The sequence below is a fragment of the Aquibium pacificum genome (genome assembly GCF_040839445.1).
GTDB lineage: Bacteria > Pseudomonadota > Alphaproteobacteria > Rhizobiales > Rhizobiaceae > Aquibium > Aquibium pacificus.
This window is the reverse complement of sequence record NZ_JBDPGJ010000003.1, coordinates 485,439-510,137: the sequence shown is the minus strand read 5'-3', so window position 1 is coordinate 510,137 and position 24,699 is coordinate 485,439. Positions and strand designations below refer to the sequence as shown.

Below are 24,699 nucleotides of genomic sequence, written 5' to 3'. Positions count from 1 at the left end.
AGACGATGGTGTCTGCGCGCGGGGCGGTTCAGGCTGGCCGGGCGCGCTCGGCGATGGCCCGCGCGTCGACGCCTCGCGGCAGTGTTCCGAAGGCGTGCCCCCAGTCTCCTCCGAGGCGGGTTGCGCAGAACGCGTCGGCGACCGCGGCCGGCGCGTGCCTGACGAGCACGGCGCCCTGGAGCACGGTCATCATCCGCTCGACGAGGCGTCGCGCGCGGTGTTCCATCTCCCCGCGGTCGGTAAATTCCTCTTCGAGCGCGCGCGCTGCCGCGGCGAGCCTGCGGTCGTCGCTCAGCGCCGGCGCGATCTCGGCCATGTAGGCGTCCATCGCGTCCGGCGTCTTCTGCAGGGCGCGCAGCACGTCGAGGCACATGACGTTGCCCGACCCTTCCCAGATCGAGTTAAGCGGGATCTCCTTGTAGAGCATCCCCAGCGGACCTTCGTCGACATAGCCGTTGCCGCCGAGCACCTCCATGGACTCCACGACGCCGTTCGGGGCGCGCTTGCACACCCAGTATTTCACCGCGGGCGTGCACAGCCGCACGAAGGCGGCCGCCTCGGCATCGCCTTGCGCGGCATCGTCGAAGGCGCGGGCAAGCCGCAGCGCGAGCAGCGTCGCGGCTTCCGATTCGACCGCGAGATCGGCGACGACGTTGGTCATCAGCGGCTGGTCGATCAGGTGACGCTGGAAGGCGCGGCGGTGGAACACGTGGTGCAGAGCCTGCGCCACCGCGCCGCGTAGCAGGCCGGCCGAACCGAGCGCGCAGTCGAGGCGGGTGTAGGTGCCCATCTCGAGGATGGTCGGAATGCCGCGCCCTTGTTCGCCGATCAGCCAGCCATGCGCGTTCTGGAATTCGACCTCCGAGGAAGCATTCGACTTGTTGCCGACCTTGTCCTTGAGCCGCTGGATGCGCACCGCGTTGCGGGACCCGTCGGGCAGCCGGCGAGGCACGAGGAAACAGGACAGTCCGCCGGGCGACTGCGCGAGAACCAGGTGCGCATCGATCTGCGGACAGGAGAAGAACCATTTGTGCCCGGTGATTACGTACTCGCCGTCCGGACCGGCCGGAGACGCGACTGTGGTGTTGGCGCGGACATCGGATCCGCCCTGCTTTTCCGTCATGCCCATGCCCACGAGCGCGCCGTTCTTCTCGCCCACATAGATGTCGCGGCGGTCATAGGTACGGGTGAGGGCCATCGACAGGACCGTGGCGGCGATGCCGGTCTCACCCCGGAGCGCCGGAACGCTGCCATAGGTCATGGTCGTCGGGCACTGGCTGCCGGGCTCGACCTGAGCGTGCATGATGTAGGCGGCGGCGCGCGCCGTGTGGGCACGAGGCGCCGGATCTGACCAGGGCGCCGAGTGCAGTCCCTCGCCGATGATCATGTCCATGATCGCATGCCAGGCCGGGTGGAACTCGACCTCGTCGCGCCGGTGGCCGAACCGGTCGAAGGTCTTCAACTGCGGCGGAAATCGATGGACGGTGCGGCCGAGCTCGATCGTCTCCGCCTTGCCGAGCCTCGAACCATAGGCGGACAGGCGGCCGGCGGCGTCGCCCGCTCCCATGGCCTTCACCGCGTTGGCCAGCGCGCGGTCGGTGGCGAAGAGATCGACATCTTCCAGCGCGGGCGGCTGGTTCAGGACCTCATGGGTCTCGAAAGAGGGCAGGGCGGTCATCGGGCTTCCTCCTGGCTTTCTTCACTCCCGGGTTGCGGCGAGAACTGCTGGGACGTTGCCACGGTGGAACCACATATTCAGATCATCGGCAATCGCCCTTGCCGACGCACGTCCGCAAGCAGCCGGTGGAAAGGTTGGCAGCCCGGATTTTTCCTCTGGCGGAATCGGAGTGCCGGCGTTAAGCCCTGACTCCCATGGCGCGATATGTATTCATTACTGGCGGCGTGGTTTCCTCGCTTGGCAAAGGCATCGCGGCGGCGGCTCTGGGAGCCCTGCTGCAGGCGCGCGGCTACCGCGCGCGCATCAAGAAGCTCGATCCCTATCTCAACGTCGATCCGGGCACGATGTCGCCCTACCAGCACGGCGAGGTCTTCGTGACCGACGACGGGGCCGAGACCGATCTCGATCTCGGCCATTACGAGCGATTCACGGGCCGGTCCGCCAACCAGCAGGACAACATCACCACCGGCCGCATCTACAAGAACATCATCGAGAAGGAGCGCCGCGGCGACTACCTCGGCGCCACCGTCCAGGTGATTCCGCACGTCACCGACGAGATCAAGAACTTCGTCATCGAAGGCAATGACGATTACGATTTCGTGCTGTGCGAGATCGGCGGAACGGTCGGCGACATCGAAGCCATGCCCTTCCTGGAGGCGATCCGCCAGCTCGGCAACGACCTGCCGCGCAACAACGCGGTCTACATCCACCTCACGCTGATGCCATGGATACCGGCGGCCGGCGAGCTGAAGACCAAGCCGACGCAGCACTCGGTCAAGGAACTGCGTTCGATCGGCATCGCCCCCGACATCCTGCTGGTCCGCGCGGACCGGCCGATCCCGAAGGAAGAGCGACGCAAGCTCTCGCTGTTCTGCAACGTGCGCGAATCGGCCGTGATCCAGGCGCTCGACGTCTCGCACATCTACGATGTGCCGATGGCCTATCACAAGGAAGGGCTGGACGGCGAATTGCTGGCGGCTTTCGGCATCGATCCGGCGCCCAAGCCCCGCATGGAGCGGTGGCAGGAAGTTTCCGATCGGATCCACAATCCCGAGGGCGAGGTGACGATCGCCGTGGTCGGCAAGTATACGGGACTGAAGGACGCCTACAAGTCGCTGATGGAGGCGCTGTCCCATGGCGGCATCGCCAACCGGGTGCGGGTGAAGCTCGACTGGATCGAGAGCGAGGTGTTCGAAAAGGAAGACCCTGCACCCTGGCTGGAGAAGGTGCACGGGATTCTGGTGCCGGGCGGCTTCGGCGAGCGTGGTTCGGAGGGCAAGATCCTGGCGGCCAAGTTCGCCCGAGAGCGCAAGGTGCCGTATTTCGGCATCTGTTTCGGCATGCAGATGGCCTGTATCGAGGCGGCGCGGTCGCTGGCAGGCATCGAGGGAGCGTCATCGACCGAGTTCGGCCCGGCGAAGGAACCGGTCGTGGGCCTGATGACGGAATGGCTGAAGGGCAACATGCTGGAGAAGCGGCGCGAGACAGACGACATGGGCGGCACCATGCGGCTCGGCGCCTACGAGGCGCGGCTGGCCCCGGACTCCAAGATCGCCACGATCTACGGCGACACGGCGATCTCCGAACGCCACCGCCACCGCTACGAGGTCAACATCGACTACAAGGAACGCCTGGAACAGTGCGGACTCGTCTTCGCTGGCATGTCGCCCGACGGCGTGCTCCCGGAAACCGTGGAGTATCCCGACCATCCCTGGTTCGTCGGCGTGCAGTACCATCCCGAACTGAAGTCGCGCCCCTTCGAGCCGCATCCGCTGTTTGCGAGCTTCATCGGCGCGGCGGTGGAGCAGTCGCGTCTGGTGTGACGTCCGGCCAATGAAAGCGCCGCCTTGAGCTGGCGATGGCGGGAACGACCGATTTCCGGCGGCATCACAGGTTCTACTCGAATTCGAGCCTGATCGCCTCGAGCAGGAACGTATTGCCCGTCCTCTCCGGATCCGGAAGGATGCCGATGAAGTCGCCCTGATAATTCGCAGCCGGCGGTATCTGGTAGGTGAAGGATACTCCGTCGGCATCGCGGCCGACATCCAGTCTGTGCCAGCCGCTGTTGCCGACTTCGTTCGTGGAATAAGCGGCCGAGATCGCGGCTTGCTTCTCCGAAGTGCCGACGATGATGATGGTCGCGGTCTTGCCGGAGACCTGTCTTTCGATCTCTTCTGGAAGAGCGAAGGACACTCCGCCGGTCCGACCTGCCGGAGAAGCACCTTCGAAATTGCCGGACAACCGCAGAGCGGCATCCTCGCGGCTGACCGAGAGACCTTCGGGGACGAACATCGTCGCTTGCGGAAAATCCTGAGCGGTCAGGACATAGCCGCCTTCCGGCGTGGAGGCGAAACTCGCTTGTGGTATCGCGTTTTCAGCCTGGTACAGCCACCAGGCCGTCACGCCCGTGGCCAGGACCAGGATCACAGCGGCGCCGGCGAACAACACCGATGCGACGCCGGGCTTGCGCCACCGACGGCGCAGCCGTTTGGGCTCCGGCACATCGTGTTCCGGACCGGCAGGTTCTTCGGGACCCTCCGGGGCGTACTCCCGTTCGAAATCGGCGATGATCTCCTCCAGAACGGGAAGGTGTTCGGGGGACTTCTCGGCGATCGTCTTGCGGGCTCGGGCGTAGATCGCATGGCGGTTCGCGGCGCCCTGGTCCGGCAACCGCCGCAAGGCGGCCTCGATACTGGTGCGAATGACCGAATCGGGGGTGCGGGGAAAATCCATCGTTTCCATCGAACCATTCCCGCTTGCGTTTCGTCCACCCTTTCCGCTTCGAGTGCGGGAGCCACGAGCGGTGCAGCAACGAGTCTTCGAAAACTGTCACGGAGAGGAGGTTCCGGACAGGAGGATACTGTTGCAGCCACATTACATCCGCTTGAACGGTATTGAATCCGACGACACGGTCCGCGCTGGGAAGCTCTACGCTCCTCCAAGTTCTGCTCCCGGCAATCGACCCGAATCAGCACGCTCTCTTTCGACATCCGCATACTGTACTTCGCGCCGGTTCCGGCGCGAGCGCGGGCAAGGTCGTTGCCGCGATGACGGACGTGTTCGCCCGAAACCGCAGCTCAGCCTCCGTTATCCTTAACCTGCGCCCGCCTTGCTAATGTATCACGACCGCCCACAATTCCTTGTTCATTGCGCCGCGCTTCTGATAGCCTTCCTTTGGGGCAAGCTTAAAAAGAGGAGGTGGGAGATGCTATTTTCGATAGTATCGAAGACCCTGCGGCGCGCATTGGCTGCGGCGCTGTTGATGACAACGGCTAGTGGATTCGCATTCTCGGCCGAAGCAGGGCTTTCAAAAGTTGCGATGGACAAGCTGGTCGAATCGGACCAGGTCCTTGCAAGGATTGCTGAAAACAGCGGCAAGGTGCGGGTCATCGTCGAGTTCGGCACGCCGACTGTAGCGAGTGCGGAATCCGCCAGTGCCGAAGCGTTGGACGAGGCTCAGACCTTGGCCGTGCACCAGAAGCAGGACGAGATCCTGGGTCGTGTCTTCTCGACGCAGGGCGGGCTCTCCGGTGCGCTGGCGTCCGACGACCTGGGCATCAAGCGAATGGACTTCTCGCCGATGTTCGCGGCGACGGTCGACCAGGAGACGCTGGAGAAACTCGCCGCCGATCCGGCGGTCGTGCGCATTCACGAGGACGCGCTCGCCAAGCCTGATCTCCTTCAATCCCTTCCGCTGATCGGAATGCCGAACGCTTACGCGGCCGGTGCAACCGGCAACGGGTGGTATGTGGCCGTGCTCGACACGGGCGCGCGCCGGACCCACGAGTTTCTGATTTCGAGCGTCGCCTCGGCGGCGTGCTACAGCACGACCAACTCGACTTATCCGTCATTCAGCTACTGCCCCGGCGGGGTGAGCGCGTCGACGGATATCAATTCGGCAATGGACTGCGATGAGGCAACCATTGCCGGTTGTGGCCATGGTACGCATACTTCTGGTACGGCGGCCGGTTTCAACACCAGCCAAAGCTCCGGCGAGCCGACGAACGGCGTTGCCCGCAATGGCAAGCTGATTACGATCAACGTGTTCTCGCGGTTCACGACCACAGCGAACTGCGGCTCCAACATCAAGTCGAACGGCTGCGTACTCTCCTTCAGCTCTGACCAGATCAAGGGTCTCGAGCGGGTCTACGCGTTGCGCAACACGTACAACATTGGCGCAGCGAGCATGAGCCTCGGCGGCGGGCAGCATTTTTCCGCCTGCGATACCAACGCGCTGAAGCCCATCATCGACCAACTGCGTGCGGCGGGCATCGCTACCGTGATCGCCGCCGGCAACGACGGGTTCAACACCAGCGTGGGTGCCCCCGGCTGCATATCGAGCGCGATTACCGTCGCGTCCTCGACCAAGTCGGATGTCCGGTCATCCTTCTCTAACTGGGGAACCCTGATCGATGTCGTGGCCCCCGGTTCCGCAATCCTGGCTCCGTATCTCAATGGGGCGAGCAACTCCTTCTATGCTTCGCTGAACGGTACCTCGATGGCCACTCCGCACGTTGCGGGCGCCTTCGCTGCCTTGAAATCCGCCAAGCCGGCCGCGACGGTATCGCAGATAGAGACGGCTCTCGAGACGACCGGCGTCGCCATCTCCTCGTCCGGCACGACGAAGCCACGCATCAAGGTGGACAGTGCTCTGACAGCACTCGGCGGCAGTACCGCAAAGGCCGTCATGACCTCTCCGACGCCGGGCTCCACCCTCGGGTCCTCTGCGACGTTCGTATGGACCACGGGTAGTGGCGTCTCGCAGTACTGGCTCTATGTCGGTTCGACCGGGGTGGGCTCTTCCAACATCTGGAACGCCAGCAACGGCACCAGCACGACCAGGACCGTGACGGGTCTGCCGTCCACCGGCACGATCTACGTGCGGCTATGGTCGCTGATTTCGGGAAGCTGGCAGTCTAACGACTACACCTACAAGACCGGCGGCGGCACCAAGGCCGTCATGACGTCTCCGACGCCGGGCTCCACCCTCGGGTCCTCTGCGACGTTCGTATGGACCACGGGTACGAACGTGTCGCAGTACTGGCTCTACGTCGGCTCGACGGGTGTCGGTTCGTCCAACATCTACCAGGCCGGCCAGGGCACCAGCACGACCAGGACCGTGACGGGTCTGCCCTCCACCGGCACGATCTACGTGCGGCTGTGGTCGTATATCAGCGGAAGCTGGCAGTGGAACGACTACACCTACAAGACCGGCGGCGGCACCAAGGCCGTCATGACGTCTCCGACGCCGGGCTCCACCCTCGGGTCCTCTGCGACGTTCGTATGGACCACGGGTACGAACGTGTCGCAGTACTGGCTCTACGTCGGCTCGACCGGCGTCGGCTCGTCCAACATCTACCAGGCCGGCCAGGGCACCAGCACGACCAGGACCGTGACGGGTCTTCCGTCCACCGGCACGATCTACGTGCGGCTATGGTCGCTGATTTCGGGAAGCTGGCAGTCTAACGACTACACCTACAAGACCGGCGGCGGCACCAAGGCCGTCATGACGTCCCCGACCCCGGGCTCCACCCTCGGCTCCTCTGCGACGTTCATATGGACCACGGGTAGTGGCGTTTCGCAGTACTGGCTCTATGTCGGCTCGACCGGCGTCGGCTCGTACAACATCTACCAGGCCAGCCAGGGCACCAGCACGACCAGGACCGTGACGGGTCTGCCGTCCACCGGCACGATCTACGTGCGGCTGTGGTCGTATATCAGCGGAAGCTGGCAGTGGAACGACTACACCTACAAGGCCGGCGGCGGCACCAAGGCCGTCATGACGTCTCCGACCCCGGGCTCCACCCTCGGCTCCTCTGCGACGTTCGTATGGACCACGGGTAGTGGCGTTTCGCAGTACTGGCTCTATGTCGGCTCGACCGGCGTCGGCTCGTACAACATCTACCAGGCCAGCCAGGGCACCAGCACGACCAGGACCGTCACGGGTCTGCCCTCCACCGGCACGATCTACGTGCGGCTGTGGTCGTATATCAGCGGAAGCTGGCAGTGGAACGACTACACCTACAAGGCCGGCGGCACCGCGAAGGCCGTCATGACGTCTCCGACCCCGGGCTCCACCCTCGGGTCCTCTGCGACGTTCGTGTGGACCACGGGTAGTGGCGTGTCGCAGTACTGGCTCTATGTCGGCTCGACGGGTGTCGGTTCGTTCAACATCTACCAGGCCAGCCAGGGCACCAGCACGTCGAAGACCGTGACGGGTCTGCCGTCCACCGGCACGATCTACGTGCGGCTGTGGTCGCTGATTTCCGGAAGCTGGCAGTGGAACGACTACACCTACAAGGCCGGCGGTGGCGGGACGAAGTCCGTTCTTCTTTCACCGGCGAATGGTAGCAAACTGGCGACTTCGCAGAAGTTCACATGGTCGGCGGTTAGCGGGGCCACTCAGTACTGGATCAACTTCGGCTCTACCGTTGGCGGGTCCAATTACTATAATGCTTCGCAGGGTACGGCGACTACGACCACGCTCAACTTCAACAACTTCAGCGGCCAAGCCATCTACATGCGGCTCTGGACGCTTTACAATGGAGCATGGGCGTACAACGACTACAACTTCATCGCGCCCGGCGGAACGACAGGAGCATCCGTATCCTCCGGGAGCGGCACTCCATCGGTATCCGTAGCCTTGACGCAGAGTTCGCTTCAATAGCTCGACCAAAACCGACGAAGACGCGGCGGCGGCCACTCCGGTGGCCGCCGTTTCATTTCCGGATACCGTTTCGAATCGCAAAGAGTCTTTTTCCGCTTCGTGTCACCGTTCGGAAGGACCTACACGGATTCAGGACCGAGGCTGAAGTGGCTCCCCGGCGCCGGCGCTGCGAGGAAATTTCCCTATTTTCCGACCAGCGGTGGCTCGTCACAATATCGCCCTGTTCTCGCCACAAGAGCTTTACAGGCTGCTAAACAATTTCGGTCTATGGATTACGTGCCGGTCATGACGACCTGGGGGGTTCTCATCCGGCGCGTTGCTGTCCAGGTTCGCGCCGGACAGCGTCTTGCAATGAGGGACTTCGGGGACGCCAATGATGCAAAGACGGACGACCGGGCGCGTATTTCGCGCGACGTCCCTGATATGTGTTGCGACGGCGGGCGTGTTGCTCGCCTCCTGTGCCTCCCAGCCGACTCCCAAGGCCAAGCTGGCCAAGTCGAAGGAATATTTCGCCGAATCCGAATACGGCGTGAAGGCGAGCCCCCGGTTGACGTCCAAGGACGCCCTGCTGCCTCGCGGCGGCGGACGCGACCAGCTCGGCAAGGCCTACAAGGTGAAGGGCAAGTGGTACAAGCCGAAGGAAGATCCGAACTACGTTAAGGTGGGGAGGGCGTCCTGGTATGGCGATGCGTTCCACGGCCGGCTCACAGCCAACGGCGAAATCTACGACATGACGCATCTGACGGCAGCGCATCCTACGATGCCGCTGCCGAGCTATGCACGCGTTACCAACACGAAGAATGGAAACTCCGTCATCGTGCGAGTCAACGACCGCGGCCCGTTCGCCAACGACAGGATCATCGACCTCTCGAAGCGCGCTGCCGACCTGCTGGACTACACGCATTCCGGCGTCGCCCAGGTGAAGGTCGAATATGTCGGACGTGCCCCGCTGCACGGCCAGGATGACCGCTTCCTGATGGCTTCCTACCGGCCCGGCGGCGCGGATCCGGTTCCTGGCGGAGTGATCGCTACGGGCGTGATGATCGCAATGAACGGTCCTACGCCGACCGCTCCGGTCCAGACGACGACGGTGGCATTCGCGGGATCGCTCGGCACCCTGTCGGCGCAGCCGACATTGGCTCAGCCGGTCGTGGCCACCGGCAATCCGTTGCTGGCAGGCGTCGATCCGACCGATCCTTCGCTTCCCTCGATCGGTCCGGCCGTTCCCGAACGACCAGCCTACGGCGGCGACCTGCCTGTCACCGTGGCTTCGTTGTCATATGCCGAAGAACGGATAAGCCGGGCGGGCGAACCGTTCAGCGTGTTCGCCGCGGGAATGACGCCGGCGCAGATCGTGGCCTCGTGGGAGCGAGGGCAGGGGACGGTCGCGGCGGCGGGCCAGGAATATCTTGCAATCGGAACCTATTCCGATCGCGCGGAGGCGGATGCGATGGCCCTGCAGCTGTCGAAGTTCGGCCGACCCGAAATCGTCGCCGAACCTTCCGATGGCGAAGTCTGGTACACGGTCAACCTTCATGCCGACGGCCGCGAACCGCTCGACCGCATGCTGACGCTTGCCTGGTCGTTCGGTGCCACCGATGCCATGCCGGTCCGCGACTGAGCGGTCCTCCGATCGCGGTCGCCGCGATAAGACGTTGATTCCCCTTCCGCGACCTTGTTAGGTTGGATGGGTGGTGGATGGGCCGCTTGCCGGCCTGCCATCCCGCGTCTGATCGTCCACGTCACAGGATCGCGAACATGCCCCTTTTCTTGAAGGCGATTACCGCCTTCGCCGCGATGGCCCTGCTGTTTTGCGCTCCCGCGCGCGCCCAGCTGTTCGAGACGCGGGCCGAGCAGGCCTTCGTGATCGATGCCGAGACCGGCACGATCCTGTTCGCCAAGGACCCCGACAAACTGATCCCGCCGGCCTCGCTTGCCAAGCTCATGACGATGGAAGTCGTCTTCCACGCGCTCAAGACCGGGCGCCTGTCGCTGGACGACCAGTTTCTGGTCAGCGAGAATGCCTGGCGCACGGGGGGCGCGCCTTCGGGAACGTCCACCATGTTCGCCGAGCTCAAATCCTCCATTCCCCTGAGGGATCTGATCCAGGGCGTCATCGTGCAGTCGGCGAACGACGGATGCATCGTCATCGCAGAAGGCATGGCGGGTTCGGAGGCAAATTTCGCCCAGCTCATGACCGAGCGGGCGCGCCAGATCGGCCTAACCAAATCAGTCTTCAAGACCTCGACGGGACTGCCTGCGGAAGGCCAGGTGGTAACGGTCCGGGAGCTGGCGATGCTGGGACTCCATATCTGGCGCGAGTATCCCGAGTTCTACAAATACTATTCGCAGCCAGATTTCACCTGGAACGGCATCCGGCAGGCCAACCGCAATCCGCTGCTCAAGATGGACATCGGCGCGGACGGCATGAAGACAGGCTACACCGAAGAATCGGGCTACGGCATCGTCGGATCCGTCGAGCGCGACGGGCGCCGACTCTTTGCAGCGCTCAGCGGCATGTCGAGCGAGGCCGTTCGTGCCGAAGAGGCGCGCAAGATCCTGGACTGGGGCATCCGCGCCTTCGACAAGTTGCAGATCTTCGCCGCCGACGAGATCGTCGGCGAAGCCAAACTCTACGGCGGTGCCAAGGGCGGCGTCGAACTCAAGGCGAAGCAGCCGATCGCCATCTTCGTGCCCATCACCAATCGCGACCGGCTGATCGCGAGGATCGTCTATGAAGGACCGGTCGAAGCGCCGGTGGAGGAGGGGACGCCGGTCGGTGCCCTGAAAATCTGGATCGGCGAGACGCTGAGCCAGGAAACGCCTCTCTATGCCGCCGAAAGCGTGGGCACTGGACCGCTCTACAGTCGCGCGATCGACGCCGTCGAGGAACTGATGATCGGCTGGCTGCGCTGAGCCGCGCCGGCGTGGACCTTCGGCCCCCGTGGGACTATGTAGACGGCATGGCTTGGTGCCGAAGGATCGCCGTTTGCAAAGCGGATCGTTCATAAGTTTCGAAGGCGGTGAAGGCGCGGGGAAGTCGACGCAAATCCGCCGTCTCGCGGAGACGCTGCGCGGGCGGGGCTTCGACGTCGTCGTCACGCGCGAACCGGGAGGCTCGCCCGGCGCTGAAGCCGTTCGCCATGTTCTCCTGTCCGGCGCCGCAGAGCCGTTCGGTTCGAAGATGGAGGCGGTGCTATTCGCCGCCGCGCGGTCCGACCATGTCGAGCAGGTGATCCGCCCGGCAGTCGAACGCGGCGCCGTCGTTTTAAGCGATCGCTTCCTCGATTCCTCCCGCGTCTACCAGGGCGTGACGGGCGGCCTCGATGCCGGGTTCATGCAGGCCCTGGAACGCGTCGCGATCAATGGAATGATGCCCGATCTCACCCTGATCCTCGATCTCGACCCGGCAGAAGGCCTTCGACGAGCCGGCGAGCGGCGCGGCGACGAGACGGCGGACCGCTTCGAGAAGGAGACGCTGGCGATCCACGAACAACGGCGCGAGGCTTTTCTCGACATCGCGCATCGCGAACCGGAGCGCTGCGTTGTCATCGATGCCTCGCGAAGCGAGGATGCCGTCGCGGAGCGGATCGCGGCGGCGGTGGATGCCCTGCTCGAGAGACGCCAGGAAAAGGCGGCGGCCGAATGATCTTCGAGAGGATCGCGCCGGAACAGTATGACACCTTGGCGGATGTTCCGGAGCCGGCGGAGAACCCGATGCTGGCCGGGCACGAGGCGCAGGGGTTGCAGCTCGCATCGGCCTACCGCACCGGAAAGCTTCATCACGCGCTCATCCTCTCGGGCCCGCGCGGCGTGGGCAAGGCGACCTTCGCCTTCCATCTCGCCCATCACATTCTGAAGCATCCCGACCGTGCCACCGCTCCGGAAGGTCTTGTCGCACCGGATCCGGCTTCCGCGCTGTTCCGGATGATCGCCGGCGGCAGCCATCCCGGCGTGCTCTACCTGACGCGCCCCGTGAACGAGAAGACCAAAGCCTTCCGCGGCGCGGTCACGGTGGAGGAAATCCGCAAGGTCAACCGCTTCCTGTCGATGACGGCGCATGATGGGGGCTACCGCGTCGTCATCATCGATCCGGCCGACGACATGAACGCCAACGCCGCCAATGCGTTGCTCAAGAGCCTGGAAGAACCGCCGGGGCGCACCGTCTTTATGCTGGTCTCCCACGCCGCGGGCGGACTGCTGCCAACGATACGCTCGCGCTGCCAAACGGTGCGGTTCCATGGCCTGTCGTCGGATCAGGTCGACGCAGTGCTCGCGCATCTGGGAATGGCCGCGGGAAGCGACATGGCGGCTCTCGCCGCCCGTACGGGTGGAAGCGTGCGCGAGGCGATCCTTCTCACCGAATACGGCGGGCTGGAGATCGCCGGGGCGCTGGAAAACCTCGTCGGCGCCGGAGCTTTCGATACCGGTGCCGCCTGGAAACTGGCGGACGCGGTCTCCGGGCGCGACCAGTCCATCCAGTTTGCGCTGTTCAACAGGCATGTGCTCGATCATCTCGGTGCGCATGCCTCAGCCGCCGCGCTGGCGGGTGACCTCGCCAGGGCGGAGCGGATTTCGGCGCTATGGCAAGAAGCGAGCCGCACCATCGACGAGACCGAGACCTACAATCTCGACAAGCGCCAGCATGTCGCCGGTCTCGTGCGGCGCATGCACGAGGTACTTGGCGCCGGCGCCCGCCTGCAGGGATAGAATTCACCGCCGCGATGCGCTATCTGCTCGGCTCCACCCGCGAAGCCGCCCGGTAAAATGTCCAGAGAAAAATTCTACATCACGACTGCGATCTCCTATCCCAACGGCAAGCCGCATATCGGCCATGCCTACGAGATGATCGCGACGGATGCGATCGCGCGGTTCCAGCGCCTCGATGGGAAGGACGTGTACTTCCAGACAGGCACGGACGAGCACGGCATCAAGATGTTCCAGACGGCGCGAAAGGAAGGCATTCCGACACGCGAACTGGCGACCCGCAATTCCGACGAGTTCGAGCGCATGGCCAAGGCGCTGAACATCTCGCACGACTGTTTCTTCCGCACGACCGAGAAGCGTCACTACACGGCGAGCCAGGCGATCTGGAGCGCGATGGCGGCCAATGGCGACATCTACAAGGGCGGCTATGCCGGCTGGTATTCCGTGCGCGACGAAGCCTACTACGGCGAGGAGGAGACCGAGGTCCGCGACGACGGCGTGCGCTACGGAGCGCAGGGCACGCCGGTCGAATGGGTCGAGGAGGAAAGCTACTTCTTCCGCCTGTCGGCCTATCAGGAGCCGCTGCTGAAGCTCTACGCGGACCAGCCGGACTTCATCGCTCCGCCGGAGCGGCGCAACGAAGTGATGAGCTTCGTGAAGTCGGGGCTCAAAGACCTCTCCATCTCGCGCACGACGTTCGACTGGGGCGTTCCGGTTCCCGGCGACGAGAAACACGTCATGTACGTGTGGGTCGACGCGCTCACCAACTACATAACCGGCGTCGGCTATCCCGACCGCAACGCGGCGATGTGGGAACGCTGGCCGGCCGACGTGCACGTCATCGGCAAGGACATCGTGCGCTTCCATGCCATCTACTGGCCCGCATTCCTGATGTCGGCCGGCGTGGAGCTGCCAAAGCGCGTCTTCGGGCACGGCTTCGTGTTCAATCGCGGAGAGAAGATGTCGAAGTCGGTCGGCAACGTCATCGATCCGTTCGAGCTCGCCAAGCACTACGGCCTCGACCAGATGCGCTATTTCCTCCTGCGCGACATCCCGTTCGGCCAGGACGGCAGCTACAGCCACGACGCGATCGTCGCCCGCACCAACGCGGATCTCGCCAACGGCATCGGCAACCTGGCGCAGCGCTCCCTGTCGATGATCGCCAAGAACTGCGACGGCAAGGTGCCGAACAAAGGCGACCTAGCGGCCGAGGACGAGGCGATCCTCGCGGTTGCGGCAAACGCCATGGGGTCGGCGCGCAAGGCAATGGCCGAGCAGGCGATCCACCGGGCGCTCGCCGAAGTCATTGAGATCGTTGCCGAGGCCGACCGCTATTTCGCCGGACAGGCGCCCTGGGCTCTGCGCAAGACCGATCCCGCGCGCATGGCGACGGTGCTATGGACCACGGCCGAGGTGGTGCGCCGCATCGCCATCCTGTTGCAGCCCTACGTTCCGAATTCGGCGGGCAAGCTGCTCGACCTCCTGGCCGTGGCCGGCGACAGGCGCGGCTTCGATGCGGTCGGCGAGGCCGACGCGCTGGCCCCGGGCACGCCGCTGCCTGCGCCCGCCGGCGTCTTCCCCCGCTACGTCGAAGCGGTCGACGGCTGACGGCATGCTCGTCGACAGCCACTGCCATCTCGATTTCCCCGACTTCGCGGAAGAGCGCGAGGACGTCGTCGCGCGTGCGCACGCCGCCGGCGTCGGCCTGATGGTGACGATCTCGACGCGCGTGAAGCGGTTCGACGAGGTTCGCGCGATTGCCGAGGCGCATGACAGCGTCTGGTGCTCGGTCGGCACGCACCCGCACAACGCCGCCGAGGAACTCGACGTCTCCACGGCCGATCTGGTGCGCCTGTCGGCGCATCCGAAGGTCGTAGCGATCGGCGAGGCGGGGCTGGACTATTTCTACGACCGCTCGCCGCGCGAGGCGCAGGCGGAGGGTTTTCGCCGCCACATCGCGGCGGCACGCGAGACCGGCCTGCCGCTGGTGATCCACTCGCGCGACGCCGACGACGACATGGCCGCCATTCTGGAGGAGGAAACGGGGAAGGGGGCCTTCCCCTTCATCCTGCACTGTTTCTCGTCCGGCCGCGCCCTTGCCGAGACCGGCGTGCGGCTGGGCGGGCACGTCTCGTTCTCGGGTATCCTGACTTTCAGGAAATCGACGGAACTGCGCGAGATCGCAGCCGGAATCCCGCGCGACCGCCTGCTGGTTGAAACCGATGCGCCCTACCTCGCGCCGATGCCCCATCGCGGCAAGCGCAATGAACCTGCGTTCGTCGCCAACACCGCCGCCGTGCTCGCCGAGACGCTGGGAACAAGTCCGGACGAGATCGCGCGGCAGACCAGCGAAAACTTCTTCGGGTTGTTCAAGAAGGTGGTGCGACCTGTGGATGCAGGCGCCTGATGGACGGCGCGGACGTTTTGCGCCTGACGATCCTGGGGTGCGGCTCTTCGCCGGGCACGCCGCGCATCACCGGCGATTGGGGGCGCTGCGACCCCGCCAATCCGAAAAACCGGCGGAGCCGCGCCGCCGCGCTGGTGGAGCGGATCACGGGAAACGGCCGGACGACGGTCGTCATCGACACGGGGCCCGATTTTCGCGAACAGATGATCCGGGCCGACGTCCGCAGGCTCGACGCGGCGGTGTTCACCCATCCGCACGCCGACCACATCCACGGCATCGACGATCTGCGCGGCTATGCGCTCGCCCAGCGCCGGCTGATCGACGTCCATGCCGACAAGTCCACCATGGAGCGGCTCGAGCACGGGTTCGGATACTGCTTCGAGACGCCGCCCGGAAGTTCCTATCCGCCGATCCTCAACCCGGTGCGTATCGCTCACGACGTGCCGTTCACGATCGAAGGAGAGGGCGGTTCCCTCGCCTTCGTACCGCTGCCTCAGATCCATGGCGACATTCTTTCGCTCGGCTTCCGTATCGGCGGCATCGCCTATTGCCCGGATGTCAGCGACATTCCGGCCGAGACCGTGGCACGGCTCCAGGGCCTCGACACGCTGGTGATCGACGCGCTCCAGTACAAGCCGCACCCCTCGCACCTGTCGCTCGAGCAGGCGCTCGGATGGATCGATCGGCTGAGTCCCAAGAACGCCGTGCTGACGCACATGCACATCCCGCTCGACTACGACACGGTGATGCGCGAGACGCCTTCGAACGTGGTGCCCGGATTCGATGGCATGGTGATCGAGGTTCCGGCTCCTACCAATTGAATCGCATGGATATTCCGGAGGCACGATGAGCAAGAGCGTGGAACGGGTGCGACAGGCCGCGGCGGCCAGCGGGCTGGAGATCGAAGTACGGCGCATGGGCGAATCCACCCGCACCGCCGAGGAAGCCGCCGCGCAGTGCGGCGTTGGCGTCGGCCAGATTGTCAAATCGCTGATCTTCAAGGGCTCGGACAGCGCGAAGCTCTATCTGTTCCTGGTGCCGGGTGACCGGCGGCTGGATCAGGAAAAGGCCGTCGCGCTGGTCGGAGAGGCGCTGGTACGCGCCGACCCGCGCGAGGTTCGCGACCGCACCGGTTTCGCGATCGGCGGCGTCGCGCCGATCGGCCACATGGGACCGGTCGAGGCATTCGCCGACGCCCGGTTGGCATCCTATGACATCGTCTGGGCAGCGGCGGGCGCGCACGACGCGGTGTTCTCGTGCGACCCCAAAGCGCTGATCGCGGCCGCCGGTGCCAAAGTCGCCGACATCGGCGCCTGAGCGGCGGTGCGGCCGGGAACGGGCATCATAGCACCGGGGACCGCCGCGAAACCCCGCATTTCCGGGCTTTTGCTGCAAGTAAAAGTTCCATAATCTATCTTATGCGGCAAAGGGATATGCGCAAAGACGGCTCGATATCGCTTTCCGCTGGCGCCACACTGGCTGGCCCTCTCCCCACCAATCCTCGCCCGAACAACCCTCGCGGCGACGGAACTGGGCGATTCACGTTCCAAGCGCCCAGCGTACCGTCACCGCCGTCTGCGTCAGTCCGGATCGCCGATCGTCAGCGCGATGTCCGAAAGCCCCTCGATGCCTCCGGTGATCCGGTCGCCCGGTTTCACCGCTCCGACGCCGGCCGGCGTTCCGGTCATGATCAGGTCGCCGGGCCGCAGATGGTAGAATCCGGAGAGATGGCTGACGATCTCGTCGACCTTCCAGATCAGGTCCGAGAGCCGCGCGTCCTGCCTCGGCGCGCCGTTCACTTCGAGATGGATGCGCTGATCGCCGATCGCGCCGAAATCGGCGCGCCTGGTGATCGGCGCCATGACGGCCGAGCCTTCGACGTCCTTGCCCAGATCCCACGGCCGCTGCTTTTCGCGTGACGCGATCTGGAGGTCCCGCCGGGTCATGTCGAGCCCGCAGCAATAGCCGTAGATCGCATCCATCGCCGCGGCCGGTTCCACACGGAAGGCCGGCGCACCGATCGCCAGCACGAGCTCCATCTCGTGGTGGAAATCCTTCGTGCCGGGCGGATACGGGATCGTCGTGCCCGACGCCTGCAGCGCCTCGGCCGACTTGGTGAAATAGAAAGGCGCCTCGCGGTCGACCTCGAAACCCATCTCGGCGGCATGGGCGGCGTAGTTGCGCCCGACGCAGAAGATGCGCCGCACCGGAAAGAGAGCGCCCTCCCCGACCACCGGCACCGCCGCGATTTCCGGCGGGTCGAACAGATAGTCGCTCATCGTCATGTTCCTCCTGCGGGCCGGCTCTCACGGCGTCGATGCACCGGCGGCCAAAAACCTTTTCGGCCCATAGGCCGTCTCGGCCGATCGGGCGCAAGCAAAAAATCGCTGCATCATCCGCCCGCTTTCCTGTTATTCCCTGCGCAACGGGTCGGCCATCGGGACGGGTACATGGACACGCATTCTCGCAGCTTCGCAAAGGCACTTTCGTGGAGAATTACCGGGACGATCGACACCATGATCATCTCGTGGGTGATAACCGGCAGCATCGAACTCGCCGCCGCGATCGGCTTTACGGAAGTCGTGACCAAATCGCTCCTGTATTACCTGCACGAACGCGCGTGGTTGAGGATTCCGTATGGGCGGAGACATTCGGTTTAGGGGTAATCGCGACTATCGGCGACGAGGCCGAGCGGCCACCGGGACCGGCGTCATTGTTCCCGGTCGCGGGCGGCTTGGCCGTAGCCAGCCCCGCCGTACCGACTTCTTCAACGACGAGCCCGCACCTTCTTCACAGCGATAGGCGTGCTGCGTAGCGGAACCGCGAAGGCGTTGGGATTACATCATCCTGCACGATCGAGACGTCACTTGCATCTTGAAAGCGGAACCGGTTCGCGACCATGGCGACCTCGGGAGTCGTGATCGTCACACGGCTGTTTCCCTTCACCCAGACACGCTGCTCGGGAAGGTACATGGCCCCATCGTAGACTAACGTCGTGCTGGAGAGCGTGAAGACTTCCTCGCCGATCTTCCCCGGTGCTCTGATCCGATCAGAAATAAACTGGATATTCTTGTAAGTGCCAGATTTAGGCGAACTAAGGGTGATCTGAGACCCGGAACTGCTGTTCAATGTGCTCCCCGATCCGAAGAATGCGAGAGTCACCTCATCACCGGAAAGGATCGAGTTCGCGCCGATGATCAGCGGTCCATCCAGCATCACATATATGCCAGGAAGGAGATGCACGGTTGCGCCAGGAGTGATCGATATCCCTCCACAATAGGTGCCCGGTTCCAGTACGAACACTCCTTTCGACAGCTTTCCTTTGGAACTGGCGCAGGAACCGAGCTTCGGGTTGGGAAGGTCCTCGTACGGATCCTTCACGGGATGAACATCTCCAATGGGAGTCGGAAAGATGTTTTCTCCCGACGATGAGCCGGTGATGCCAATGCGCAGCGCCCGGATTTCCGCATTCCTGCCGACCTGTTTGACGGCATGACGGTGCTTCGAATTCGCCATTGCCGTGCAGTTCGGCGCATTCACGGTGGCATTTCCATATACGGAGACAGAACCAGCGCTCGTGTCGTCAAGTGCAAGCAGGCAGATTGGCTCCGATTCCTGCTTTTCGGCACGCGCCTCTACCTTCAGATCGACGAAGTCGGTGCCGATCAGCCCGCCGAACAGATTGGGCATCTTCAGTTCGGCGGACGCGCTCACGACAGTGCCATCGGTGAGGAAGGACTTTTGGCCGTTCTGCACCGAAGCTTTCCATTCGATATCGGAGCCGAACTTCGGTTTCAGGAATCCCGCGTGTCTATAGGCGATGGCGAGTCGCTCCTCGTCACTCGCACTGTAGCCAAGCGAGGTTGCGGCCAGCACCGCCGCGTCGAGGGAGTTCTGGAGCTCCGCCCGCTGAAGGGCGGCGCTTCCGTAGACCAGCGCAATCCCGGCGGCCCCAATGATCGGCACCGCGGCGATCGAGGCAATGACGGCGAAATGGCCATGGCAATCGGTATGGAAGCGTCGCAGCAGATTGCGCATGCGATGTACCCCTTGAAGACCAGGGGAACTTACGCTGCGTCAATGAAGCCCGGGTTTCTTGATTGCGTCGAAATGTAGGGAACGATCACGTCCGGATATCGCAGAGACAGCCTCCCCCTACGCCGCTACCCACAGCACCACGACGCAGGCCGGCGCGACCCAACGCCCCGCGAAGCACGCGCGGGGGCTGGCGGGGGAGAAGAAGCCGGGCGGGTCTTCAGTGGCGGGAGAAGGCACCGTCAGCAAGGGCTGAGCGCTTTTTTGGGTACATCGGCGCTAGAAGATTGGAGAGCGTTGGCCGGCCGAAAGCCATTGCGGGTCGGCTGCCCGACGAACAGGGCGAAGGTCGTCTGGCCGTTCCCGCCATAGGTCGTGCCGAGAAGCGAAGAAAGGGCCTGATTCTGATTTATGGGTACCAGCTGTCCATCGCCCGCGCCCATCCCCTTGGGCAGAAACTGGCTCCCGTTGCCATGAGCTGCGCGAGGAACGGTTCGTTCTGTGCTGCGGCGGGCGTGGATACCAGCGCCGGTCCCGGCAAGATGGCTGCCAAGATAAGCCTCCGGAGCGAATTCTTCCCCCCTGCCCGCAACGATTCCACTCCCGAGCTATTAATCAAGGTCTCGCTAATCTGATCCAACTTGGCGATGTTCACAATAGGCGTTTAAGGAGTGGGTTTCCGCGCAAGATAACCCAACAGAGCGAGGCGCGGGTTGCGCTGCGATAGATGCAAAGGAAAGGACGTGGGTTTCATCCTTCATCCGCCGACATGGGGAGACTTTCCAGCGCCTACCCGATCGAACGCGGACGGCTAGCCGAACGGCATCCACGCCAAGCTTGGGCAGGCCAGCGCAAATGCCATGCCGGCGACAAGGGCACACCGGTTCCGTCAATAAATCAGTTCTCAACATCTCGGTGCTACCCGTGACGTCATGATACCGAACCCCAACCTGGAAGGCGCCAGAGAGCATCGCAGGCGCGTTCTAAAAGGCGCATCGATCCTACTGGGCATCAAACATTCGGAGATCCGCTGCGTCGTGCGGAACATGCATGACAAAGGCGCGCAGATTGAACTTCCGCCGTCAACCGCCGTGCCGGACGAGTTTCTACTCTACATCTCGGTGGACGAAATCGCTTATCGGTGCACCATTCGATGGCGGCGGGGAGATCGAATCGGCGTCTCCTTCAAGGGCACCGAACCGAAACCCCACTGGCATTACGGCTAGGGCAAAGCGCGAAACGGTGCGCGTGACGCCTTCCTACCCGGAAACCATCCACAGCAGGAACGGAACGGCATCAACGGTTACAGGCCGGCGAAGAACGCATGCCGGCTTGTGGCGGAGAAGCAGGCGGGCGGATCATCCGTCATTGATCGACAGCCCAATACAGCAGCGCCAGCATCGCAAGGCACGGCAGGATCAGGATCGCCCACCTCAGTGTGTTCGCAGCCCTTCTCCGCTTCTTCATTTAGCGTCCTCGCTCTCAGGCTTCGGCACGCTCGTTGTCATTGCGTCCGGCAGGGGACGTTGCAGAGCATTCGCTTCGTCCCAAGGTGCGGTCAGCCACGTCTCGATTTCATCGGCCGTGGTCAAAATCACCGGCATCGCCTTTGGATGAATGGGCACGACGATTGCGTTCGGCTCCGTCGTCAGGAAGCCAAACAAGTCGGTGCAGATCAGCCCCTCACGCACTTTGCGGACGCATTCCCAACTCGGTACCCAGATTCCGGCGAAGAACGCGAGAGGATAATTTGACCCGGTGGAAAACCACGCATCAGGCGTCCGGCCACCTTCCGGCTTGTTTGCAGGGTCCGGCTCGGCGAAGGCTGTGAACGGCACCACGCACCTGTTCTCGACCCCGAGCCACGGCTTCCAATGCCGGCTTGCAGTGTTGCGGACGTTCGTGGTGCCGCCGTCCGGCTCCATCTTCAGGAGCAAGTCGAAATCCACGTCCTTGCCCTTTGCCCGAAGCTTCTCTGCGCGCCTGGACGCCGCGTCCATCAATGCCTTGCGGGACGACGGCAAACCCCACCTCGCACGGGGAAGCACGCGCCCCCGGTCGCTGTTGCGGACGATGGGCGCGGAATAGTCGGGATAGACGTCTCCCGGCTCCAGATTTCCCGCCTCGTTGAGCATGGCGCGCGTAAACTCGAGGATCGCCTGCGGGCCCTTGGTGACGTTGTACAGGTTGCACATCGGCGCATCCTGCAATGGCTAGGGCAACAGCACCAATGCTATTTCGTCATCTTTTGTGCAGGCGTTTTTAGTTCGGGTCTGGATCGTACCGGGGACTTGTGGACCCATGTGTCGCAATTATCCAGTTGGCCGGGTGGAAGGGAGCCGCCGGGATCGCACGTGCTGTTGTCAAACGCTTTGCATTCTGCGCGCGTCCCGGTCCAGCCGCCTATGCCATAGATGTACTTTGTGTAAGATTTCGTTCCTTCCGATGTATTTACCTTGCAGTGGCAATTACACGTGACCTTTCCGGCCTGCGTCCTGGGGTTTTTCTGCGCCGCATCGGCGGTCGGAATGATGAAGATAAATGTAAACAAAATTTTACTTGGTGAAATTCGCATTGGGAGCCTCCCTGGCTACGCCCCTGATCTTACAACGTGGCACGATAACGTCGCAGAGCCAACCGTTCATTTTAAACCTTGCTCTATGCTGATCGCTGAGCGAGCCAATCCGATAAGGCCGCGGACGAGGCCGGTATCCCCCTCCCCCCCGTTCAATTGCCCGGAAACTCCGTTGCCGTATTCCGGACCATATGCAAGAACCTCCATCCTTTTCCTGAACCGGCTGTAGCAGATGGCTCCCCAGCTTCTCGTCATCGACGACCGCACGCCTACGCCTGACCGGGACAGCGGATCGGCCTGTACATTCGCCTACCTCCAGATTCTCGCGGGAGCCGGCCTGGACGTGACGTTCCTGCCCTCCGTATTGGGCGATGCCGGCCGCTACTCCGAGGCGATCCGGGCCTTGGGCATTGCGGTGCCCAAGGCGACGACATATCCCTCGCTGGACGCAGCGGTCGATCATCTCGCACCCAAGGCGGACCTCGTCATCATCTTCCGCGCCCCCATCGCGCAACGGGTGTTCGACCACGTCCGCCGCGTTGCACCCAAGGCGAAGATCATATTCCACACCGTCGACCTTCATCATCTGCGCATGCGCCGGCAGGCGGAACTCGCGGGCGATCCGGAATTGGCAAACGCATCCGATGCTATGCGGCTCATCGAACTGGATTTTGTCGCACGCGCCGATGCTACCATCGTCGTCAGCAGCTTCGAACATGTCGTGCTCCGCGGCCTCGTCGCCGATGCCGATATTCGCCACATCCCGCTCTTGCGCGAAGCGCCGAAGCGCGGCGGTGGCTGGGCAGCGCGGCTTTCCGGCCTTTTCAGGAGGCGGGATTCGCTGCCCCAGCGACGGGACATTGTTTTCATTGGAGGATTCGAGCACGCACCGAATGGCGACGGGGTGCATTGGTTCGTTTCACAAGTATGGCCGAAGGTCTTGAACGCGGAACCTGGCGGTAGGCTTGTGGTGGCGGGGTCCAATCTCACGCCGGACATTGCCGCGCTTGCTTCCGATACAATCACCCCTTTGGGATATGTCCAGGACCTTCGCGATCTGTTCTCGACCGCCCGCATGAGCATTGCTCCGCTCCGCTATGGCGCCGGCGTCAAAGGCAAGATCATCTCGAGTCTGAGCTACGAAGTTCCCGTCGTGGCAACGCGGATCGCGGCCGAGGGGACGGGCCTGGTCGACGGCCTGAATGTGTTGATTGGCGACGATCCGCAGGAAATGGCGGATGCAGTTGTTCGCCTCATTCGCGACGACGGTTTGTGGCGGCGTCTCTCCAAAGCGGGATACCGGACCTTCATGGACGTCCATTCGCACGCCGCAGGACGGCCAAAGATCATGAAGCTTGTCGAAGATCTGTTGCGATAGACCGTGCAAGACGCAACGGTGCCGACGTGAGGCTGGCAGCCTTATCCAGCGACAGAGAAAAAGGCCGGGAAATCATCCCGACCCTTCTCTAGCGCCCCAACCTCCGATGCCAGTACATCCGTGGTCACCGGTAGAGGCGATCCATATTGGTGTCAGCCTACGAAGGCGATGGTTAAAGAATGGTTACTCGGAGGCCCGGTCTCCGACACTCCATATCCGTAACGCTGACCGGTGCGATTTGCCTTGGCCGGCTCTTCGCTTTCCGACACCTCGCCGGCGCAGTCGTGCTGGCGCGTCTCACGCGGTGGCGGTCTGTGGCGTGGATGACGGCGCTTTTCTTGCCGCCCGCAATCGTGGAGTGCGTTTGGCGCAGCAGCGCGAAAGTCGCTTGACTCGCTTTCGACGTATCGATTTCAGCTAGGATAGTCTTAGAGGGCGAGCGGTCCATATGCGTAAATCAATATACGGAATGATTGTCATAGTTGCTACGGTAGCGAGCTTGAGCGGCTGTAACTCGGTAACAAATAAATTGGCCGAGTCTGATCCGGCGCCGAGCAAAGTGACGAAGCGCGAAACCCTGATCGAACGCGATAATCCGAAGAGCGACAACTGCGAACTAAAAAGACCGGGCGGCGGCGGACAATGTGAAGATGGGCGGCACGCACTTGCGAAGAACTCGACCGCTTCGAAAAACAAAGATCGCGACTTCGTCCCGAGCGATTGCACCGCGTTCGGCCTGCGCGGCTATAAGCTTCTGGCAGAGCTCGGCCATCGGGTCGGTCGATGGGCTGTCGGTCGATACATCCGCTGCCGCCGCTAGGTCCGCCAGCACGCTTGCGACCAGCCGGTGCTGCCGATGTTTCCGGGACGGATCCCGGCACCACTTCTGCGCGATCCTCGAGCATAAGCTGGATCGCCTCCGCGCGCGCAGCAGCCGCCTTCGCTTCATCTTCCGACGCTGCACCCTTGCCGCCAGAGCGCTTTGACCGCGAGGGCCGCTTGGCCTTGTCCGGTTCGCTCCTGCTGCTGGTCAGTGGGAGCCAGTCACTCTCGTCATCGTCTTGGGTTGCGGTCCCATCAACGTAGCGCCCTGGGTAAGGCGAGCGCTCCAGCCCTGAAGCCGGAATGCCGAAGGCCTGGCGTAGCAAAAGCCGAACCTTGCCGGTGACCCAGCCCTTGACGCGCTCGCCGATGGCGAAGATCACCATGCCCGACCTGGTCTCGAGCCGATCGATCGCACCGACCGTCACGG

At 63.4% G+C, this 24,699-nt stretch carries 20 protein-coding genes; 14 read left to right on the top strand and 6 right to left on the bottom strand.

The annotated features are described in order from the left end of the window. Positions 1–28: 28 nt before the first annotated feature. Positions 29–1,678 (bottom strand): isovaleryl-CoA dehydrogenase, encoded by a 1,650-nt coding sequence (locus ABGN05_RS14920; RefSeq protein ID WP_367954824.1) that lies wholly within the window; start codon positions 1,676–1,678, stop codon positions 29–31. Between the two features lie 194 nt (positions 1,679–1,872). On the opposite strand from ABGN05_RS14920, the gene pyrG reads away from it, so the two are divergent. Next, positions 1,873–3,501: a CTP synthase gene (gene pyrG, locus ABGN05_RS14915; RefSeq protein WP_367954823.1), complete on the top strand. Its 1,629-nt coding sequence runs from the start codon at positions 1,873–1,875 to the stop codon at positions 3,499–3,501. 73 nt (positions 3,502–3,574) lie between these two features. Here pyrG and ABGN05_RS14910 read toward each other — a convergent pair whose 3' ends face one another. Further along, positions 3,575–4,420, bottom strand: a complete 846-nt coding sequence (locus tag ABGN05_RS14910) for a hypothetical protein (RefSeq protein WP_367954822.1) — start codon at positions 4,418–4,420, stop codon at positions 3,575–3,577. Positions 4,421–4,883: 463 nt separating this feature from the next. Between ABGN05_RS14910 and ABGN05_RS14905 the strand changes: the two genes are divergently transcribed. The 9 genes from ABGN05_RS14905 to ABGN05_RS14865 all read left to right on the top strand — a co-directional run bounded on the left by ABGN05_RS14905 (position 4,884) and on the right by ABGN05_RS14865 (position 16,776). After that, the gene (locus ABGN05_RS14905) at positions 4,884–8,345 is read left to right on the top strand and encodes a S8 family serine peptidase (RefSeq protein WP_367954821.1); all 3,462 of its coding nucleotides are present in this window, start codon (positions 4,884–4,886) and stop codon (positions 8,343–8,345) included. Between the two features lie 376 nt (positions 8,346–8,721). Further along, a complete protein-coding gene (locus tag ABGN05_RS14900; RefSeq protein ID WP_367955138.1) occupies positions 8,722–9,966 on the top strand; it encodes a septal ring lytic transglycosylase RlpA family protein in 1,245 nt (414 codons plus the stop codon). Positions 9,967–10,103: 137 nt separating this feature from the next. Continuing rightward, the gene (locus ABGN05_RS14895; RefSeq protein WP_367954820.1) at positions 10,104–11,261 is read left to right on the top strand and encodes a D-alanyl-D-alanine carboxypeptidase family protein; all 1,158 of its coding nucleotides are present in this window, start codon (positions 10,104–10,106) and stop codon (positions 11,259–11,261) included. 73 nt (positions 11,262–11,334) lie between these two features. Then, positions 11,335–11,994, top strand: a complete 660-nt coding sequence (tmk, locus tag ABGN05_RS14890; protein ID WP_367954819.1) for a dTMP kinase — start codon at positions 11,335–11,337, stop codon at positions 11,992–11,994. Continuing rightward, complete coding sequence (locus tag ABGN05_RS14885) at positions 11,991–13,055, top strand: DNA polymerase III subunit delta' (protein ID WP_367954818.1); 1,065 nt, start codon at positions 11,991–11,993, stop codon at positions 13,053–13,055. The genes tmk and ABGN05_RS14885 overlap by 4 nt, the downstream gene beginning before the upstream one ends. Before the next feature lie 57 nt (positions 13,056–13,112). Continuing rightward, positions 13,113–14,660: a methionine--tRNA ligase gene (metG, locus tag ABGN05_RS14880; protein ID WP_367954817.1), complete on the top strand. Its 1,548-nt coding sequence runs from the start codon at positions 13,113–13,115 to the stop codon at positions 14,658–14,660. A 4-nt stretch (positions 14,661–14,664) separates the two neighbouring features. Then, entirely contained in the window at positions 14,665–15,459 is a 795-nt protein-coding gene (locus ABGN05_RS14875) for a TatD family hydrolase (protein WP_367954816.1), read from the top strand. Further along, complete coding sequence (locus tag ABGN05_RS14870; protein WP_367954815.1) at positions 15,459–16,280, top strand: MBL fold metallo-hydrolase; 822 nt, start codon at positions 15,459–15,461, stop codon at positions 16,278–16,280. Before ABGN05_RS14875 ends, ABGN05_RS14870 begins: the two co-directional genes overlap by 1 nt. Before the next feature lie 25 nt (positions 16,281–16,305). Beyond that, positions 16,306–16,776 carry a YbaK/EbsC family protein gene (locus ABGN05_RS14865; protein ID WP_367954814.1) on the top strand — a complete coding sequence of 157 codons (471 nt, stop codon included), beginning with the start codon at positions 16,306–16,308 and terminating at the stop codon, positions 16,774–16,776. A 263-nt stretch (positions 16,777–17,039) separates the two neighbouring features. On the opposite strand, the gene ABGN05_RS14860 is transcribed toward ABGN05_RS14865, so the two are convergent. Continuing rightward, entirely contained in the window at positions 17,040–17,738 is a 699-nt protein-coding gene (locus tag ABGN05_RS14860; RefSeq protein ID WP_367954813.1) for a fumarylacetoacetate hydrolase family protein, read from the bottom strand. 171 nt (positions 17,739–17,909) lie between these two features. Between ABGN05_RS14860 and ABGN05_RS14855 the strand changes: the two genes are divergently transcribed. Next, positions 17,910–18,119 (top strand): DUF2061 domain-containing protein, encoded by a 210-nt coding sequence (locus tag ABGN05_RS14855; RefSeq protein WP_367954812.1) that lies wholly within the window; start codon positions 17,910–17,912, stop codon positions 18,117–18,119. Between the two features lie 130 nt (positions 18,120–18,249). On the opposite strand, the gene ABGN05_RS14850 is transcribed toward ABGN05_RS14855, so the two are convergent. Beyond that, on the bottom strand, positions 18,250–19,497 hold the full coding sequence (locus tag ABGN05_RS14850; RefSeq protein WP_367954811.1) for a TadE/TadG family type IV pilus assembly protein: 1,248 nt from the start codon (positions 19,495–19,497) through the stop codon (positions 18,250–18,252). A 239-nt stretch (positions 19,498–19,736) separates the two neighbouring features. Continuing rightward, positions 19,737–19,937, bottom strand: a complete 201-nt coding sequence (locus ABGN05_RS14845) for a tail fiber protein (RefSeq protein ID WP_367954810.1) — start codon at positions 19,935–19,937, stop codon at positions 19,737–19,739. Between the two features lie 489 nt (positions 19,938–20,426). Here ABGN05_RS14845 and ABGN05_RS14840 point away from each other — a divergent pair, with 489 nt between their 5' ends. After that, positions 20,427–20,720: a PilZ domain-containing protein gene (locus ABGN05_RS14840; protein WP_367954809.1), complete on the top strand. Its 294-nt coding sequence runs from the start codon at positions 20,427–20,429 to the stop codon at positions 20,718–20,720. Between the two features lie 237 nt (positions 20,721–20,957). On the opposite strand, the gene ABGN05_RS14835 is transcribed toward ABGN05_RS14840, so the two are convergent. Next, positions 20,958–21,689, bottom strand: a complete 732-nt coding sequence (locus ABGN05_RS14835; RefSeq protein ID WP_367955137.1) for an SOS response-associated peptidase — start codon at positions 21,687–21,689, stop codon at positions 20,958–20,960. 723 nt (positions 21,690–22,412) lie between these two features. Between ABGN05_RS14835 and ABGN05_RS14830 the strand changes: the two genes are divergently transcribed. Both ABGN05_RS14830 and ABGN05_RS14825 read left to right on the top strand, forming a co-directional pair. Continuing rightward, positions 22,413–23,447, top strand: coding sequence for a glycosyltransferase (locus tag ABGN05_RS14830; protein ID WP_367954808.1), 1,035 nt, complete (start codon positions 22,413–22,415; stop codon positions 23,445–23,447). 529 nt (positions 23,448–23,976) lie between these two features. Next, positions 23,977–24,267, top strand: coding sequence for a hypothetical protein (locus ABGN05_RS14825; protein WP_367954807.1), 291 nt, complete (start codon positions 23,977–23,979; stop codon positions 24,265–24,267). Positions 24,268–24,699: the final 432 nt, after the last annotated feature.

What these genes read in the sequence shown, in the direction of transcription:
- ABGN05_RS14920 (WP_367954824.1), bottom strand. Translation starts at nt 1,678, where the DNA reads ATGACCGCCCTGCCCTCTTTCGAGACCCATGAGGTCCTGAACCAGCCG.
- pyrG (WP_367954823.1), top strand. Translation starts at nt 1,873, where the DNA reads ATGGCGCGATATGTATTCATTACTGGCGGCGTGGTTTCCTCGCTTGGC.
- ABGN05_RS14910 (WP_367954822.1), bottom strand. Translation starts at nt 4,420, where the DNA reads ATGGAAACGATGGATTTTCCCCGCACCCCCGATTCGGTCATTCGCACC.
- ABGN05_RS14905 (WP_367954821.1), top strand. Translation starts at nt 4,884, where the DNA reads ATGCTATTTTCGATAGTATCGAAGACCCTGCGGCGCGCATTGGCTGCG.
- ABGN05_RS14900 (WP_367955138.1), top strand. Translation starts at nt 8,722, where the DNA reads ATGCAAAGACGGACGACCGGGCGCGTATTTCGCGCGACGTCCCTGATA.
- ABGN05_RS14895 (WP_367954820.1), top strand. Translation starts at nt 10,104, where the DNA reads ATGCCCCTTTTCTTGAAGGCGATTACCGCCTTCGCCGCGATGGCCCTG.
- ABGN05_RS14885 (WP_367954818.1), top strand. Translation starts at nt 11,991, where the DNA reads ATGATCTTCGAGAGGATCGCGCCGGAACAGTATGACACCTTGGCGGAT.
- metG (WP_367954817.1), top strand. Translation starts at nt 13,113, where the DNA reads ATGTCCAGAGAAAAATTCTACATCACGACTGCGATCTCCTATCCCAAC.
- ABGN05_RS14875 (WP_367954816.1), top strand. Translation starts at nt 14,665, where the DNA reads ATGCTCGTCGACAGCCACTGCCATCTCGATTTCCCCGACTTCGCGGAA.
- ABGN05_RS14870 (WP_367954815.1), top strand. Translation starts at nt 15,459, where the DNA reads ATGGACGGCGCGGACGTTTTGCGCCTGACGATCCTGGGGTGCGGCTCT.
- ABGN05_RS14865 (WP_367954814.1), top strand. Translation starts at nt 16,306, where the DNA reads ATGAGCAAGAGCGTGGAACGGGTGCGACAGGCCGCGGCGGCCAGCGGG.
- ABGN05_RS14860 (WP_367954813.1), bottom strand. Translation starts at nt 17,738, where the DNA reads ATGAGCGACTATCTGTTCGACCCGCCGGAAATCGCGGCGGTGCCGGTG.
- ABGN05_RS14855 (WP_367954812.1), top strand. Translation starts at nt 17,910, where the DNA reads ATGGACACGCATTCTCGCAGCTTCGCAAAGGCACTTTCGTGGAGAATT.
- ABGN05_RS14850 (WP_367954811.1), bottom strand. Translation starts at nt 19,497, where the DNA reads ATGCGCAATCTGCTGCGACGCTTCCATACCGATTGCCATGGCCATTTC.
- ABGN05_RS14845 (WP_367954810.1), bottom strand. Translation starts at nt 19,937, where the DNA reads ATGGGCGCGGGCGATGGACAGCTGGTACCCATAAATCAGAATCAGGCC.
- ABGN05_RS14840 (WP_367954809.1), top strand. Translation starts at nt 20,427, where the DNA reads ATGATACCGAACCCCAACCTGGAAGGCGCCAGAGAGCATCGCAGGCGC.
- ABGN05_RS14835 (WP_367955137.1), bottom strand. Translation starts at nt 21,689, where the DNA reads ATGTGCAACCTGTACAACGTCACCAAGGGCCCGCAGGCGATCCTCGAG.